Source organism: Sporomusaceae bacterium ACPt, from assembly GCA_041428575.1.
Classification (GTDB): Bacteria; Bacillota; Negativicutes; order Sporomusales; family Sporomusaceae; genus Sporomusa_D; species Sporomusa_D carbonis.
In genome coordinates this window covers 339,716-352,959 of the sequence record CP155570.1, presented here as the reverse complement: position 1 = coordinate 352,959, position 13,244 = coordinate 339,716, and the positions used below count along the sequence as shown (strand labels likewise).

The 13,244-nt window shown below is 47.7% G+C and carries 15 protein-coding genes; 2 read left to right on the top strand and 13 right to left on the bottom strand.

Features of this window, described 5'->3' with window-relative positions:
* Nucleotides 1-2: 2 nt before the first annotated feature.
* The 7 genes from sppA to SCACP_RS01560 all read right to left on the bottom strand — a co-directional run bounded on the left by sppA (nucleotide 3) and on the right by SCACP_RS01560 (nucleotide 7,467).
* A complete protein-coding gene (sppA, locus tag SCACP_RS01590; protein WP_425059706.1) occupies nucleotides 3-929 on the bottom strand; it encodes a signal peptide peptidase SppA in 927 nt (308 codons plus the stop codon).
* A gap of 103 nt (nucleotides 930-1,032) precedes the next feature.
* Nucleotides 1,033-2,649 (bottom strand): CTP synthase, encoded by a 1,617-nt coding sequence (locus SCACP_RS01585; protein ID WP_425059705.1) that lies wholly within the window; start codon nucleotides 2,647-2,649, stop codon nucleotides 1,033-1,035.
* 70 nt (nucleotides 2,650-2,719) lie between these two features.
* Complete coding sequence (rpoE, locus tag SCACP_RS01580) at nucleotides 2,720-3,151, bottom strand: DNA-directed RNA polymerase subunit delta (protein ID WP_425059704.1); 432 nt, start codon at nucleotides 3,149-3,151, stop codon at nucleotides 2,720-2,722.
* A gap of 61 nt (nucleotides 3,152-3,212) precedes the next feature.
* A complete protein-coding gene (gene argS / locus SCACP_RS01575; protein ID WP_425059703.1) occupies nucleotides 3,213-4,880 on the bottom strand; it encodes an arginine--tRNA ligase in 1,668 nt (555 codons plus the stop codon).
* On the bottom strand, nucleotides 4,870-5,358 hold the full coding sequence (locus tag SCACP_RS01570; protein ID WP_425059702.1) for a DUF1934 domain-containing protein: 489 nt from the start codon (nucleotides 5,356-5,358) through the stop codon (nucleotides 4,870-4,872). Before SCACP_RS01570 ends, argS begins: the two co-directional genes overlap by 11 nt.
* A gap of 201 nt (nucleotides 5,359-5,559) precedes the next feature.
* Complete coding sequence (locus tag SCACP_RS01565; protein WP_425059701.1) at nucleotides 5,560-6,579, bottom strand: SpoIID/LytB domain-containing protein; 1,020 nt, start codon at nucleotides 6,577-6,579, stop codon at nucleotides 5,560-5,562.
* 42 nt (nucleotides 6,580-6,621) lie between these two features.
* A complete protein-coding gene (locus tag SCACP_RS01560) occupies nucleotides 6,622-7,467 on the bottom strand; it encodes a VanW family protein (protein ID WP_425059700.1) in 846 nt (281 codons plus the stop codon).
* A 65-nt stretch (nucleotides 7,468-7,532) separates the two neighbouring features.
* Here SCACP_RS01560 and SCACP_RS01555 point away from each other — a divergent pair, with 65 nt between their 5' ends.
* Complete coding sequence (locus SCACP_RS01555; protein ID WP_425059699.1) at nucleotides 7,533-9,020, top strand: Mur ligase family protein; 1,488 nt, start codon at nucleotides 7,533-7,535, stop codon at nucleotides 9,018-9,020.
* 13 nt (nucleotides 9,021-9,033) lie between these two features.
* On the opposite strand, the gene SCACP_RS01550 is transcribed toward SCACP_RS01555, so the two are convergent.
* From SCACP_RS01550 to SCACP_RS01540, 3 genes are all read right to left on the bottom strand, one after another.
* On the bottom strand, nucleotides 9,034-9,648 hold the full coding sequence (locus tag SCACP_RS01550; RefSeq protein ID WP_425059698.1) for a cytochrome b/b6 domain-containing protein: 615 nt from the start codon (nucleotides 9,646-9,648) through the stop codon (nucleotides 9,034-9,036).
* A gap of 37 nt (nucleotides 9,649-9,685) precedes the next feature.
* Complete coding sequence (gene speD / locus SCACP_RS01545; protein ID WP_425059697.1) at nucleotides 9,686-10,528, bottom strand: adenosylmethionine decarboxylase; 843 nt, start codon at nucleotides 10,526-10,528, stop codon at nucleotides 9,686-9,688.
* 355 nt (nucleotides 10,529-10,883) lie between these two features.
* The gene (locus SCACP_RS01540) at nucleotides 10,884-11,759 is read right to left on the bottom strand and encodes a DUF2156 domain-containing protein (RefSeq protein ID WP_425061298.1); all 876 of its coding nucleotides are present in this window, start codon (nucleotides 11,757-11,759) and stop codon (nucleotides 10,884-10,886) included.
* 112 nt (nucleotides 11,760-11,871) lie between these two features.
* On the opposite strand from SCACP_RS01540, the gene SCACP_RS01535 reads away from it, so the two are divergent.
* Nucleotides 11,872-12,093 carry a hypothetical protein gene (locus SCACP_RS01535; RefSeq protein ID WP_425059696.1) on the top strand — a complete coding sequence of 74 codons (222 nt, stop codon included), beginning with the start codon at nucleotides 11,872-11,874 and terminating at the stop codon, nucleotides 12,091-12,093.
* A gap of 74 nt (nucleotides 12,094-12,167) precedes the next feature.
* On the opposite strand, the gene SCACP_RS01530 is transcribed toward SCACP_RS01535, so the two are convergent.
* Genes SCACP_RS01530 through SCACP_RS01520 form a run of 3 tightly spaced genes read right to left on the bottom strand, consistent with a single transcriptional unit; the run spans nucleotide 12,168 to nucleotide 13,235 of the window.
* Nucleotides 12,168-12,536 carry a VOC family protein gene (locus SCACP_RS01530; protein WP_425059695.1) on the bottom strand — a complete coding sequence of 123 codons (369 nt, stop codon included), beginning with the start codon at nucleotides 12,534-12,536 and terminating at the stop codon, nucleotides 12,168-12,170.
* A 4-nt stretch (nucleotides 12,537-12,540) separates the two neighbouring features.
* Complete coding sequence (locus SCACP_RS01525; protein ID WP_425061297.1) at nucleotides 12,541-12,741, bottom strand: ATP-binding protein; 201 nt, start codon at nucleotides 12,739-12,741, stop codon at nucleotides 12,541-12,543.
* A 17-nt stretch (nucleotides 12,742-12,758) separates the two neighbouring features.
* Nucleotides 12,759-13,235: an ABC transporter substrate-binding protein gene (locus tag SCACP_RS01520; protein ID WP_425059694.1), complete on the bottom strand. Its 477-nt coding sequence runs from the start codon at nucleotides 13,233-13,235 to the stop codon at nucleotides 12,759-12,761.
* Nucleotides 13,236-13,244: the final 9 nt, after the last annotated feature.

Below are 13,244 nucleotides of genomic sequence, written 5' to 3'. Positions count from 1 at the left end.
CCTTACCAACTCCGGGGTACGGCCACAGGATTGGCCGAAAGCATTTCGCGGAGGCGCTTGATTATGGCCTCGTCTGAAACTATCTTATCCTGAGCACCCAAAAGCACTTCTAACGGATTACGTTTACCGTATTCAACAATTTCCGGCTTGCCTTTGATGCCGACCATTGCCGCCGCGCCGTCAATAGCGTCATACATATTGCCAAGCTCGTCGACCAGCCCCAGTTCTTTGGCCTGGCGCCCGGTATAGATCCGGCCGTCGGCCAATTGGCGCACTTTGGCCGGATCAAGATGCCGGCCTTGAGCCACAATCTCGATAAACTGATTATACATATCATCAACCATACCCTGAATTATGTCCCGTTCTTCCGGTGAAAGCTGGCGTTCCGGTGATAAAATATCTTTATGCGGCCCGCTTTTAATTTTTTCTTGGCGCACACCAATTTTTTTGTATAGTTCTTCCCAATTGGAATAAGGCATATATACGCCAATGCTGCCGGTGATTGTTGAAGGATTGGCATATATTTTGTCCGTGCAGGCCGCCAACCAGTATCCGCCCGAAGCCGCCATATCGGCCATAGATGTAATCACCGGCTTGCCGGTAGCCCGGAGCTTATTAAGCTCCTCGCCGACTTCCTGCGAGGCGGGAACGGTCCCCCCCGGACTGTTGATCCTGAGCACTACAGCTTTGACTGACGCGTCATCACGGGCAGAATGAAGCTGCCGGATAAGAGCGTCGGCGCCGCCCCCTTCAGTAAACAAGCCAACCTGGCCACGACCGCCGACAATCATGCCGTCAACATAAATTACGGCGATTTTGTCGCCGGTAGCCAGTTTCTTTTGCTTAAAAACCGGACCGATAAACAGTGCGGCAATCATGGATATGCCGATAATACACGCCAAAACGAGGACAACTGATTTTTTGAACACGGGCACACCTCCTTATACTCTAGACTGGTTCAAAATGGTCGGATAAGCGTTTTCAACCAGCCTCTAAAAGAAAACTGTTGGAGATGTCCAACAGTTTAGCCCATTATAGCTTGCCCTTTTTATACACCAGTGATGCTTTAACAAAGTCTCTGAACAGCGGATGCGGTTTGGTCGGACGCGACTTAAATTCAGGATGGAATTGGGTGCCGACAAACCAGGGATGATTTTTAAGTTCGACGATCTCCACCAACCGTCCGTTAGGCAGCGTTCCGCCGATTATGAGTCCGGCAGATGACAATTGTTCGCGATAAGCGTTGTTGAATTCAAAGCGGTGGCGATGACGTTCATAAATAATTTCATCCTGATAGGCTTTATAGGTAAGAGTATTTTCCATAACTTTACAGGGATAGACTCCCAGGCGCATGGTGCCGCCTTTTTCTTCAACCGCCACCTGTTCAGGCATTAAGTCAATAACAGGATGAGGAGTGGCCGGATTAAACTCTGAACTATTAGCCTCGGTCAGACCGCACACATTACGGGCAAACTCAATAACTGCCGTCTGCATGCCCAAACACAGACCGAAAAAGGGTACTCTGTTCTCGCGAGCATAGCGGATGGCTTTAAGCTTGCCTTCCACCCCCCGGTCGCCAAAACCGCCCGGCACCAGGATGCCGTCAACATCGCCCAGGAAAGCTTCCAGGTCCGCCTGTTCCTCTTCAATATCTTCGGCATTAATCCATTTTATTTCAATAGTAGCGTCATTGGCGATGCCGGCGTGGCGGAGAGCTTCGGACACGCTCATGTAAGCGTCTTGCAGCGCCACATATTTACCGACAATAGCAATACGCACACTGTCAGAGGGGTGTAAGATTTTTTCCACCATTTGCCGCCACTCAGTCATGTCCGGGCCGGCATCGGCAATGTTTAGCTTTTCCAGGACAATCCGGTCCAGTCCTTCATTTTCTAACATAAGCGGAACTTGATAAATGCTGGCAGCAGTTTTATTCTGAATAACCGCATTAACATCAATATCGCAGAACAATGCCAGCTTTTCTTTCATCTCCGGTGATATTTCATGCTCGGTGCGACAAACAATAATATCGGGGTGAATACCGATACTTCTTAATTCTTTTACGCTGTGCTGAGTGGGCTTGGTTTTAAGTTCGCCGGCAGCCGCAATGTAAGGAACAAGCGTAACATGAATATAGAGTACGCCGCTTTTGCCTACTTCTTTTTTTACCTGGCGGATAGCCTCAAGAAAAGGTAAACTCTCAATGTCACCCACTGTACCGCCGATTTCGGTAATGACTATATCGGCGTTATCTTCTTTACCTACCCGGTAAATTCGTTCTTTGATCTCATTAGTGATATGCGGAATTACCTGCACGGTACTACCCAAATAATCGCCTTTGCGCTCCTTGCTGATCACTGACCAATATATTTTTCCGGCTGTGACATTTGAACTTTTGCTCAAGTTAATATCAATAAACCGTTCATAATGGCCAAGGTCAAGGTCGGTCTCGCCGCCATCCTCAGTGACGAATACTTCGCCGTGCTGATACGGGCTCATCGTGCCCGGGTCAAAGTTTATGTACGGATCGAACTTCTGGATCGTTACCTTGAGACCGCGGCTTTTTAAGAGACGCCCCAATGACGCAGCCGTGATACCCTTGCCAAGTGAAGACACCACGCCGCCGGTAACAAAAATATATTTAGCCATTGAAATATCCTCCTACTAACTTCCCACAATTAGCTAAGACTAATTATGCCAACTATTTTATATTTTTATGTCAGTTGGTGTCAAGCTCTTCTTCATCCTCTTCGATTTCAGGATCGCCTTCAATTAAATCGACTGGTTCTTCAGGCATATCACCTGAATCCTCGCTGTCAAAGTCCTGCTGAATGGCGGCTAAAAGCTTTTCCCGCCTGAGATTATCCTGGCGGGCAGCCGCTGTTTCCTCTACCTCGCGAAAATTAATACGCTGCGGTGACCATTCGGTGAGTCCCCACATATTTTTACCAGTATGGACAAACCGACTGTCCAGATTAATCTGCGTGTGAATTTCGGCTATCATGTAAGCGGGCGGACGAACTGTACCGCCTTTGGCGGCAACAACTCTGTCAATTAATTCCCGGTAATATAATGGATGACCTGCTGTTTTTAAAATCTGATAGGCCAGATTGACCTCATCAATGCCATTTTTTGATATATTGTTTGCCATAATTTCAACCTCCGCACTCTACAGTCCGCTTTTATATTCAACATGCAGAGGCAAACTCCTCCTACATTTTTTCCGGAGCAGCAACGCCAAGAATATTAAGCGCCTGCCGGATCGTCGACCTTACTGCCGTTACCAGCGCCAGCCGGGCACTCTGAAGCCCGGCATCTACACCAATAATCCGGCACTGATTATAAAAGGTATGGAACATGCCGGCCAATTCATGCGCATAGCGGGCGATGCGGTGGGGAGCGCGCTCGCGGGCGGCGCTGGCCACTTCGTCGGGAAACTCAGCCATTTTTTTGATTAAGTCGACTTCAGCCTGTTCAGCCAATACGGCTAAATTTACCTCATCCCAGACACTAGGTATCATTATACCCGCCTCCAGCGCCTGACGGAAAATGCTGGATATCCGGGCATGGGCGTATTGGATATAGTACACCGGGTTATCATTCGAACTGGATTTAGCTAAATCAAGATCAAAATCAAGCTGACTGTCGGTCGAACGCATAATGAAGAAAAACCGTGCCGCGTCCCGGCCAACTTCTTCAATAAGTTCACTCAGCGTGACACCTTGGCCTGTCCGCTTAGACATTTTCACCAGTTCACCGTTTTGATACAGACTGACCATCTGCAGAATAAGCACTTCCAGATTATCAGGATTGTATCCCATGGCCGCAATGGCTGCTTTAACCCGGCTGATGTACCCGTGATGATCAGCCCCCCAGATATTGATTACCCGATTGAAGCCGCGGGAAAACTTGTCGCGATGGTAAGCAATATCGGCCGCAAGATAAGTGGGCACGCCGTTATCGCGAATGACCACCCGGTCTTTGTCGTCGCCATAAGTTGTAGATTTGAGCCACAGCGCTCCATCTTTTTCGTATATACTGCCATTGGACTTTAACAGCTTACAAGTTTCCGCAACCGCGCCGCTGCTGTGGAGAGTGCGTTCACTGAACCACACGTCAAAAGTTACGCCAAATTGCTCTAAATCATCTTTTAGTGCAGCCAGCTTTTCAGCAAGTGCCAGTTCTTTAAACTCGGCCAACCGCTCAGCTTCCGGCATGTTTAAATACTTTTCACCATGGTGCTGAATAATGCGTTTGGCAGTATCGATAATATCCTGTCCGTGATAACCGTCTTCCGGGAACCGGGTGGGTTGACCTAACAGTTCCAGATAGCGGGCGTTAACTGATGCCGCCAAGTTGTCAATCTGGTTACCGGCATCATTTATGTAAAACTCAGCTTCAACATTATACCCGGCCGCCTTGAGCAGATTAACAAGCGCGCTGCCAACAGCCGCCCCCCGCCCGTGACCCACATGCAATGGCCCGGTGGGGTTGGCGCTGACAAACTCGACTTGCACTCGCTCACCTTGACCGGAATTACTTTGGCCGAAGGTATCGCCTGCCGCCAGTATTTGGGCCAATTCGCGATAAAGCCAGTCTGATTTTAGATAAAAATTAATAAAGCCCGGCCCGGCAATTACAGCCTTATCCAGCCACGGAGCGTCAAGACGCTCAACAATGGCTTGGGCGATAATGCGCGGGTTAGTCTTAGCCGCTTTCGCCGATTGCATGGCAAAGTTCGTGGCATAATCGCCAAATTCTTTTTGCGGCGGTACCTCAAGCGCTATCTCCGGCAGTTGTCCTGCGTCAAATATGCCGTCGGCCGTAGCTTTGGCAGCTGCCTGGCCAACTGCGGCTATCAGCTGTTGTTTAATGTCCATTTTTTCTATCCCCCTGTACAGTAACTGACAGTGTATTGGCGCTTTGCCACTGTCCGTCAATTTCAAGCTCATACTCAATATGTACTCTGGTCACCCAGCCGCTGTCATCTAAGCGGTTGACGGTCAGACGTGTTGTCCGCATGCTCATGTCCATAGTACCGAAAGGTGTGATATAGCTGGAGAAACAGCGCTCCCCGAGTCTGAATTCCTGCCGTTGTTCGACAGCGCCCATACGCACCAGAATAATATGGTCTGTATATATTTTAAGAAGCGTAGTAGCGCCCTCCAGGCCACTTACTTCAGTTTCCTGATAACTGAGATAGTGAACACCGTTTTTATAATAGCTACGGCCGTGAGTAAAAAGCTCAATTTTGTTTTCCTCACCATAAGCATCCCGCTGGGAACCTACCACCGTAATCAGAACATGCTTAGTATCAATATCACCGCTCAGCGCTTTTATCAGACTCAATCCTTTCATAGTGCCTTAACTATATTATTATAGCGTAAGCTGTCTTTGTTGCCAATATTCACGGCGACAAGATTAACCGCAAAAACAAATCGCGCCACCTGCCCGTGCGTACCAGACAAGTGGCGCATTCCCCGGGAGGTAGCCGCCATACTACCTCGCGTAATTAATGTATGCAATATTTAAATTAAAATTCACTGCTTTTTTTTAATTCTATTGCCACAATTTTTTTATTTCAGCTCCAGGATAGTAATGTTTAATAATGTCTTCGGCTTTCCTATTTTGTTTGGCAAAGGTGTACGCACCCCACTGGCATAAACCGACGCCATTGCCCCAGCCTTGGCCTTTGAAAATAAAATTGCCGCGATCATAAGTCATTTCGGTAATCAACGTTGATTTAAGGCGGTCATAGCCAACTGCACGGCGGAAGTCAGAACCATACATTTTTTTATCACCGGCGCCAATGTAGAGAATGCGTCCTGACGGGCCTTTTTCCAAAATAGTTATATCAGCCGGATTCCCTTGGTAACCAATGGCTGAAGCCACTTCAGCAGCCGGGATTGTAGCCGTCCACGCCTTTACGTTTTCCGGGGCATACTGAAAACAATTGTCGGTAACAGGTTGGAAATACGGCGTAGGATGCTTGATTTCTTTTGGAAAACTTTCTTCCTTGGTAGCGCCGATTTGACCGTTGCAAGAACTGTAGATAGCGTTAACCAGACCGCCGGCATATAATAACACTTCACCCCGTGTGCGTTCAACCGCTTGCCGCACGCTATCATTGACCTTTTGCGGCGCATAAGCCTGAAGCTCTTCTTTGGAAGTACTGACATCAGCGTTATGCAACTTCTTGATGGTACCGGCTTCAATGGCGCTAACAGTCAGGGTACGCGAAGCTATGGCCTGGGCGGCTAACGCTTCGATGGGCCAGTCAGGCTCCATCTCTTGCGCGATAACCCCTTCAATGTACTTTTCCAGCGCCATGGTCTCAACGTGCCCTTTATCAGCCATATATACCGATATCTGCGGCTCGCTGGTATATTTTTCAGCGTTAAACGGCGGTACCCCTGGAATGGGCTGCGGCGCCGGCGTTGGCACTTGTTCTGTTGGCGCCGGCGGTGCGGGAACAGGGGCGGGTTTTTGGGCGGGAGGCCTGAGTAGTGTATATGCTCCCGTAATAAAAAGCAGCAAAGTGACAACAACTAGTGCGGTATTTAATGTTTTATTTTTCATGCACTCCCACCTCACTATTAGTATGCCAGAACCAGCTCAAGCTTATGCGTTAGGCAGCGCCCACAAATCAACCGTCAGCTTGGAACCTTCGTCATGGGTAAACGCCCGAATAATGAGCCGCCCGCCCGTAGTGTTAACAAACCGAAGGTCTTTATCAGTGTAAGTGGTGGCATCTTTACCAGGCGGCACATAATTAACCGGCTGGGAGTGAGGATGACGTTCAATTACTTTAAGACCGGCGTTAAACACGGCATTGTATAAAGTAGAGGAAACCTGACACATGCCCCCTCCTAATCCCTGCTCTTTCTCGCCGCCATCGCCAAAAACAACGGCAGGCTGGAATCCCCGCTCCTCGGTAGGATCACCTGTTGTTTTATTAAAAGAAAACTCTTGTCCCGGCGCAATTAATGTATTATTGACAAGTTTGGCTGTTAAACGGATATTAGCCAGGCGTCCAGGACTGTCATCCAGGACCGGCGTAGTATATGTCCCCAGCTTGCGGGCCCGCGCCAGTGTGTCCCTGGTTATATCAGGCAGGAAAGGTTCATATACTGCTGCAACCGTGCTGCCACCCGGCGCAGCCATTAGCTTACTAATGGTCGAAGCAATGTTGAGCCGCTGACCAGGCCGTTCGGGGATAATGCCGCCTGTCACCGGGTCAAATCCGGCATTTACCGACGGAACGTCTTTGGCTTTAGCCAAATTAGCTAAAATACCGCCGACTTCTTCAGCAGTCAAACCGCCTACCGCTTGCCCCTCAACCATTACCCCGTCGGCCACCCGTCTTGCTTCAGGCTTGGGAGCCGGAGCATTCAGTCCGCAACCGGCACTGACCAGTGCGGCAACCATTACGATAATTGCTAAAAACCTAAAATTACCTTTTATCATAATTCACCTCCTGCCAGTAATGAGAATACCATGGAGTATCATGTTTGCTGGTAAGGGGGAGTAGTATGTTGTCCCTTAGCGACTTTGTCGCCAAAGCATCAGGTATTACCTGCCATTCGGGCCTAGTACGTCCAGGCTATATTTTCGTCGCCATCCGCGGTCGTACGGCTGATGGCAATACCTTTATCCCTAATGCCGTCGCCAAAGGAGCTATGGCCATTGTCACCGATTGCCCTGATAATCTGCCCCGGCTTGATATTCCTGCATTTACCGTAGCCGATGCCAGATTAGCATTGTCTGAGTTAGCGGCTGCCTTTTACAGCAACCCGTCACACAGTTTACATTTGGTCGGCATAACCGGCTCTAATGGCAAGACGACAATTGCCTGTATGCTGGAACACATTTTTTCTCATGCCGGATTCAATACCGGACTTATTGGCACCATCCGTGTCAATACCGGCAGAAATTCCTTTCCCAGCACCCTCACAACACCTGATGCCGTCAGCGTCCAACATTATCTGGCGCAGATGCTTGACAATAAAGTGACCCATGCCGCTATGGAAGTATCAGCCCAGGGCATTGACATGAAGCGGGTAGCGCATGTCCGGTTTTCGACCGGGATACTCACCAATGTCTGTGCTGACCACCTCGACTTTCACAATGGTTTTAGTAACTACCTGGAAGCAAAAACCAAATTTTTAGACTTAATGAGCCCTAACACACCGCTGATCGTTAACATTGCCGACCCCTACTGCCGGACAATAGCCAACCAATTTTCCGGCCGCCTTATTACCATGGCCCTTGATATGCCGGCAACTATTTCAGCCCGCATTAGCCGCCTTACTACTTACAGCAGCAGATTTATCTTGGAGATCAACCTGCCGGTCAGCGGCATTGACGGCCAAATGATACCGCCAGGCAAACATCTCTGCAAACTGTCCTTGCCCGGGCGCCACAATATAGAAAATGCCACACTGGCTGCTGCGGCCGCACTTATCCATGGTGTCAGACCGGAGATCATCATCCGGGCTTTGTCAGAATTCAAGGGTGTCGACCGGCGAATGAATGTCTTTCATATTAACGGCCTTACCGTTGTTGACGATACGGCCCTAAATCCCGGCAGTATTGAAGCTGTATTCGCTACGATAGCATCCTTCCGTTATAAACGGCTAATTATTGTTAACGCTATCCGCGGCCGCCGCGGCCCGGCCATTAATGCCGCCAACGCCGCCGCTTTTGCCACCCAGCGGCGCAAAACCGTGTTTGAGCTGATTATTACTGCCGGCGCCGGCCATGTCGGTGAGGTAGATACCGTAACAGACGACGAGCGACTGGCTTTTTTAAACACGCTTAATACCTTGAAAGTTAATTATACATACACGAACACATTGCCTGGAGCCATTCAAATTGCCCTGACTGAGGCCGCTCCCGGCGACCTTATCGCGCTTATCGGGGCGCAGGGTATGGACTCCGGTCGTCAGGTACTGACCTCCTTAATCAGGTCCCAGCCCACAAACCTGCCTTCATTTGACTGCGCGGAACAAAAAACCTGACTGATCCGGACACTTACTCTGTATCCTCACAGGTACAGTCTGGCGACTGGATTTTTTTGGGTTGTTTCTTGATATACCCGGAAAACATCGCCTGAAGCCTGGCAGGTTCTTCGGTAAATACCAAATAAAGGTGCAATGGAACAGTAGCAAGAAAGAACATTGTTATGGCATAATAAATAATTCGAATTCCTGCTAACCCGCCGACAGGCCTGGTTATCCAGGAAGCATACTCAGGGAAAAAATAGGGTAAAGCGGCCACGCCTGACAGCAGGACTGCCAAACCCCAGGCCGTAAACAACCCCTTTTGTCCGGGGTTATAGCGGCCATAGTTGGGATGGCCTTCGGTAATAAATAGCGCATACCGGAAGAAACTGCGCAAATTGGGAATATCGCGCGGCGTAAATAATACCTCAGTATATTTGCCGGTGACCAGGTAGTAGTAAATCTGTCCAAATAAATTTAAAATCAAAATGATCCCGGCAATAGTATGAGTTTTGCGGACAAAGCCGTAAGACAGGCCGCCCCAGGGGTCGTGCAAATACAGCCCGGTTATGACCAGATAGCTTACGGTCGAAAACATGATCCAGTGAAAAACACGTACAGGTAGAGGTTGCAATAATAGTTTCATAAAATTAAAATCCCCCGAACGGGGGATTTTAATGTATTTACAACTTAAGATTAACTTTTGGAATATTTTTACCATAAAAAATTTCGGCCATTTCTTTTTTGAGGCGCTGCTTAATCTTCTTTTTCTCACCAGCCATAAGTTCTTTTTTGGCCGTACCAAACAAGTAGTTGTCAAGGTCAAACTCTTTTAACAGCATCTTGGTATGGAAAATGTTTTCCTGGTAGACGTTGACGTCAATCATTTGATATAAATCGCGGTTTGCGCTGGAAATATAGTTTTGGATCGAGTTTATCTTATGGTCGATGAAAAATTTCTTGCCGTTAACGTCACGGGTAAAACCGCGTACGCGATAGTCTATTACCGCAATATCAGGATTAAAAGTATTAATAAGAAAATTAAGCGCTTTAAGCGGTGAAATCTGGCCGCAAGTAGATACGTCTATGTCAGCCCGGAAAGTGCTAATACCTTCGTCAGGATGGCTTTCGGGATACGTATGAACAGTAATATGGCTTTTATCAAGATGGCAAACCACTGCGTCAGGCACTGGCTCATTAAGTTCGCATTCACCACATTCTTCATTGTTGACAACCTCGCCCGGCTGATTGACCGGCTCTTCGGAAATCAGCATGGTCACACTGGCACCCTGCGGGTCATAATCCTGCTTAGCAATATTCAAGATATTAGCCCCGATTATATGCGCCACTTCCGTCAAAATACTGGTCAGCCGTTCAGCGCTATACTCCTCATCGATGTATTCGATATAGGCATTACGGTGCTGCGGGGTCTTCGCATAACAGATATCATACATATTAAAACTAAGTGTTTTAGTCAAGTTATTAAATCCGTATAACTTTAACTTCTTAATTGATTTAATTTCCATCTTGCTTGTCCTTTCTCCTCACAGATAAAATATTAGCTAAAACCAACGCGCCGCACGTAATATTATGAAAATTCGCTATAAACGCAAATAATTTTATAAATCAACAAAAAAATCCTTTAAAAATTATACCACAACAAATTGAAAAGTATAGATACCCGCAGGAAAATTTCCGGACCTGTAACATAAGCTACAGGCCTTTTTCCAAGCATCATCTATATGAAATCCAATAAAGATTTTTTTCTAGGCGTATTGTTAGTAACGCTCCACCGCTGGCGCTTGACTTACGCTTATACTAACAACACGCCTGTACATCTTTATTGGATACTATAGAGTATTTTGTCCATAAATAATTTTACTATTTTACAGTAACAACAAACTTCTCGATCATCTTAGCAGGATAGTAGGATTCTTTGGCCTTGCGCAACCCTTCAAGCCCCATGTCTTCTTCCCGGTTAATGTAAGCAAGATGCTGCCAGGCATTTTTGCAAAACATTTGATTAATGACCGGATAAATGCCGCGAATGTCAGGGTTGGCTTTTTCGACATGAATAACCGCCGTATCGCTATTTAACTGTTCACCAAAGGTAAAAGCCTCAACCTTACCGTTAATGGTAATTAACCCGCCGGTCAGCTTAAGCTCATTCCAGTGATTCAGAACCTCAATTATGGCATCGCTTTCGCCACGCAACGTCGGGTCATCGTCGCAGCCTTTCTTTTGACACCACTCGATCTGATTTGCAATACAGTTGGCTGTCCACTCTAACGTCAGCGGCAGATACTGGTGGCCGCTATAATTGCGCCTAAAGCTGTTAATATGGTTCTTCTTACTGTGGTACTTGCGCCCTTTTAATTCGATTAAATCCTTGGTATTATAGACATAGTCAAAGTTATCCCGGTCACTGATGACATTAAAATATCCGGGCCGCCATTTCTCGATCATGTCGACCATGAACTTTTCCACCCCGCGCAACATGAACGGAATATTTTGGGCAGCCATATAGGCGGCCATTTCCTCAAGTACAGCTTCTACGCCCTGGTCAGGGCCAAAGGGCTGCAGCATAAACTGCTCGCCAGCATAACCGGCCTTAATGACGAGGTAACCATTAACCTCGGTCCATTTAATTGAGTATATATTACGCCACATAAATAGGTTTGTAAAATTAAAATGAGCGTTTTCATAATTACGCCGGCTGAAATACTTATCAAATAATGGCTTCTGCGCTAACGTGATATCTTGGAAATTGATACTAAGCCCCCCAATGATTGTGACAATCTATTTTTTAAACCCTTTTTATTATATGCCTGACACTGCCATTGTGCAATATCAGTATGGAGGTGAGATCTTGAGCAAGCGCGCCCCTGCTATATTATATGGCGATTGCCCGCATCTTAAAAGGCGTCACAATATTATTGTCGTTTATCAGGAAACCCGTGTTCCCGGCCAAGCTGTGCCTCACTACAAGGTTGTCGATATGGAATGCGATTATAGTGATGAATGCGGTCAAGAAAAATGCCCGCTGGTTGAGAATGCTCCCAAGCATCCTCCCGGCATCGGGCTGGGATAAAAGCCGCGGAAGCCGGGGATGGTCCTTGACCCTAATTCAAGTCAAAAACCGTCCCCGGCTTTTTTCATTTTTTCTTACAACTGCTGTACAAATTCTAACCGTTCCCCGTCCGGGCCGGCAAAAAACATAATCTTCATGTTACCTACCATTTTAGGCTGGTCAAATAACAGCGGCACATTATGGCGTTGGAGATGCGCCAGCGCGGCCTCCATGTCCGGCACGGCAAAAGCAATATGATCGACTACTCCCGCACCACGCGTCCCTGCAGCATCCTGTTTATATTGAATAAGTTCAATTGTTTGCTGACCTGCCTTGAGAAAAACCAGACAGACACGGTCATCCTGGTGACCACTCACTGCTTGGCAGCCTAACACAGTGGTATAAAACTCTGACGACTTGGTTGCGTCCTTTACTACCACACCGATATGGGCAACATTATACATACTGTTAGTCCTCCTTTATTACCTTAGGCCAGGTAAATATAAATTGTGCCCCCTGGCCCTCGGCTGATATGACCTGGACAGAACCGCTCTGGCTCTCAACAATCTTTTTGACCAAGGCCAAGCCGACACCGGTACTCTCCAGAGTATCCCTGGGCTTCAAAGTCTGAAACATTTCAAAAATCTTATGCTGAAATTCAGGCGAAATACCCGGACCATTATCGGCTACAACAAACTTAAACCAATTATCCAGCTCAGTGCCGGTATAACAGTAATCATCAGGTCATCCCGTCCGGCCAGTTCTTCGGCCCGTGCGGTCGGACTAATTATAAGTACCTGGCCGCTGTCTGCCACCGGCAACGCGGCCACAGCGGCAGCACTGGTCATGTGCCCGATTATAACTGTTGCGCCCGCGCTGATAAGTTCGGCATCTACCGTTTGAATAAAGTCAGGGGCATTTTTATCGTCTTTAACGATAAGCTCAGCCTGGCGGCCTTTAATACCGCCGGCTTTATTAATCTCCTCAACTGCCAAAATTACCCCATTGCGGCCTGCTACACCAATATCAGACTGCCGCCCGGTCAATCCGGCGGCAAAACCGATTTTGTACGGTTGTTGACTGGCGCAGCCTGCCGCCAACACTGCTATGATCAACAACAGCCCAATAACAACACTATGCTGACTCTTCCCAGCAGTTGACACATTCTCCCT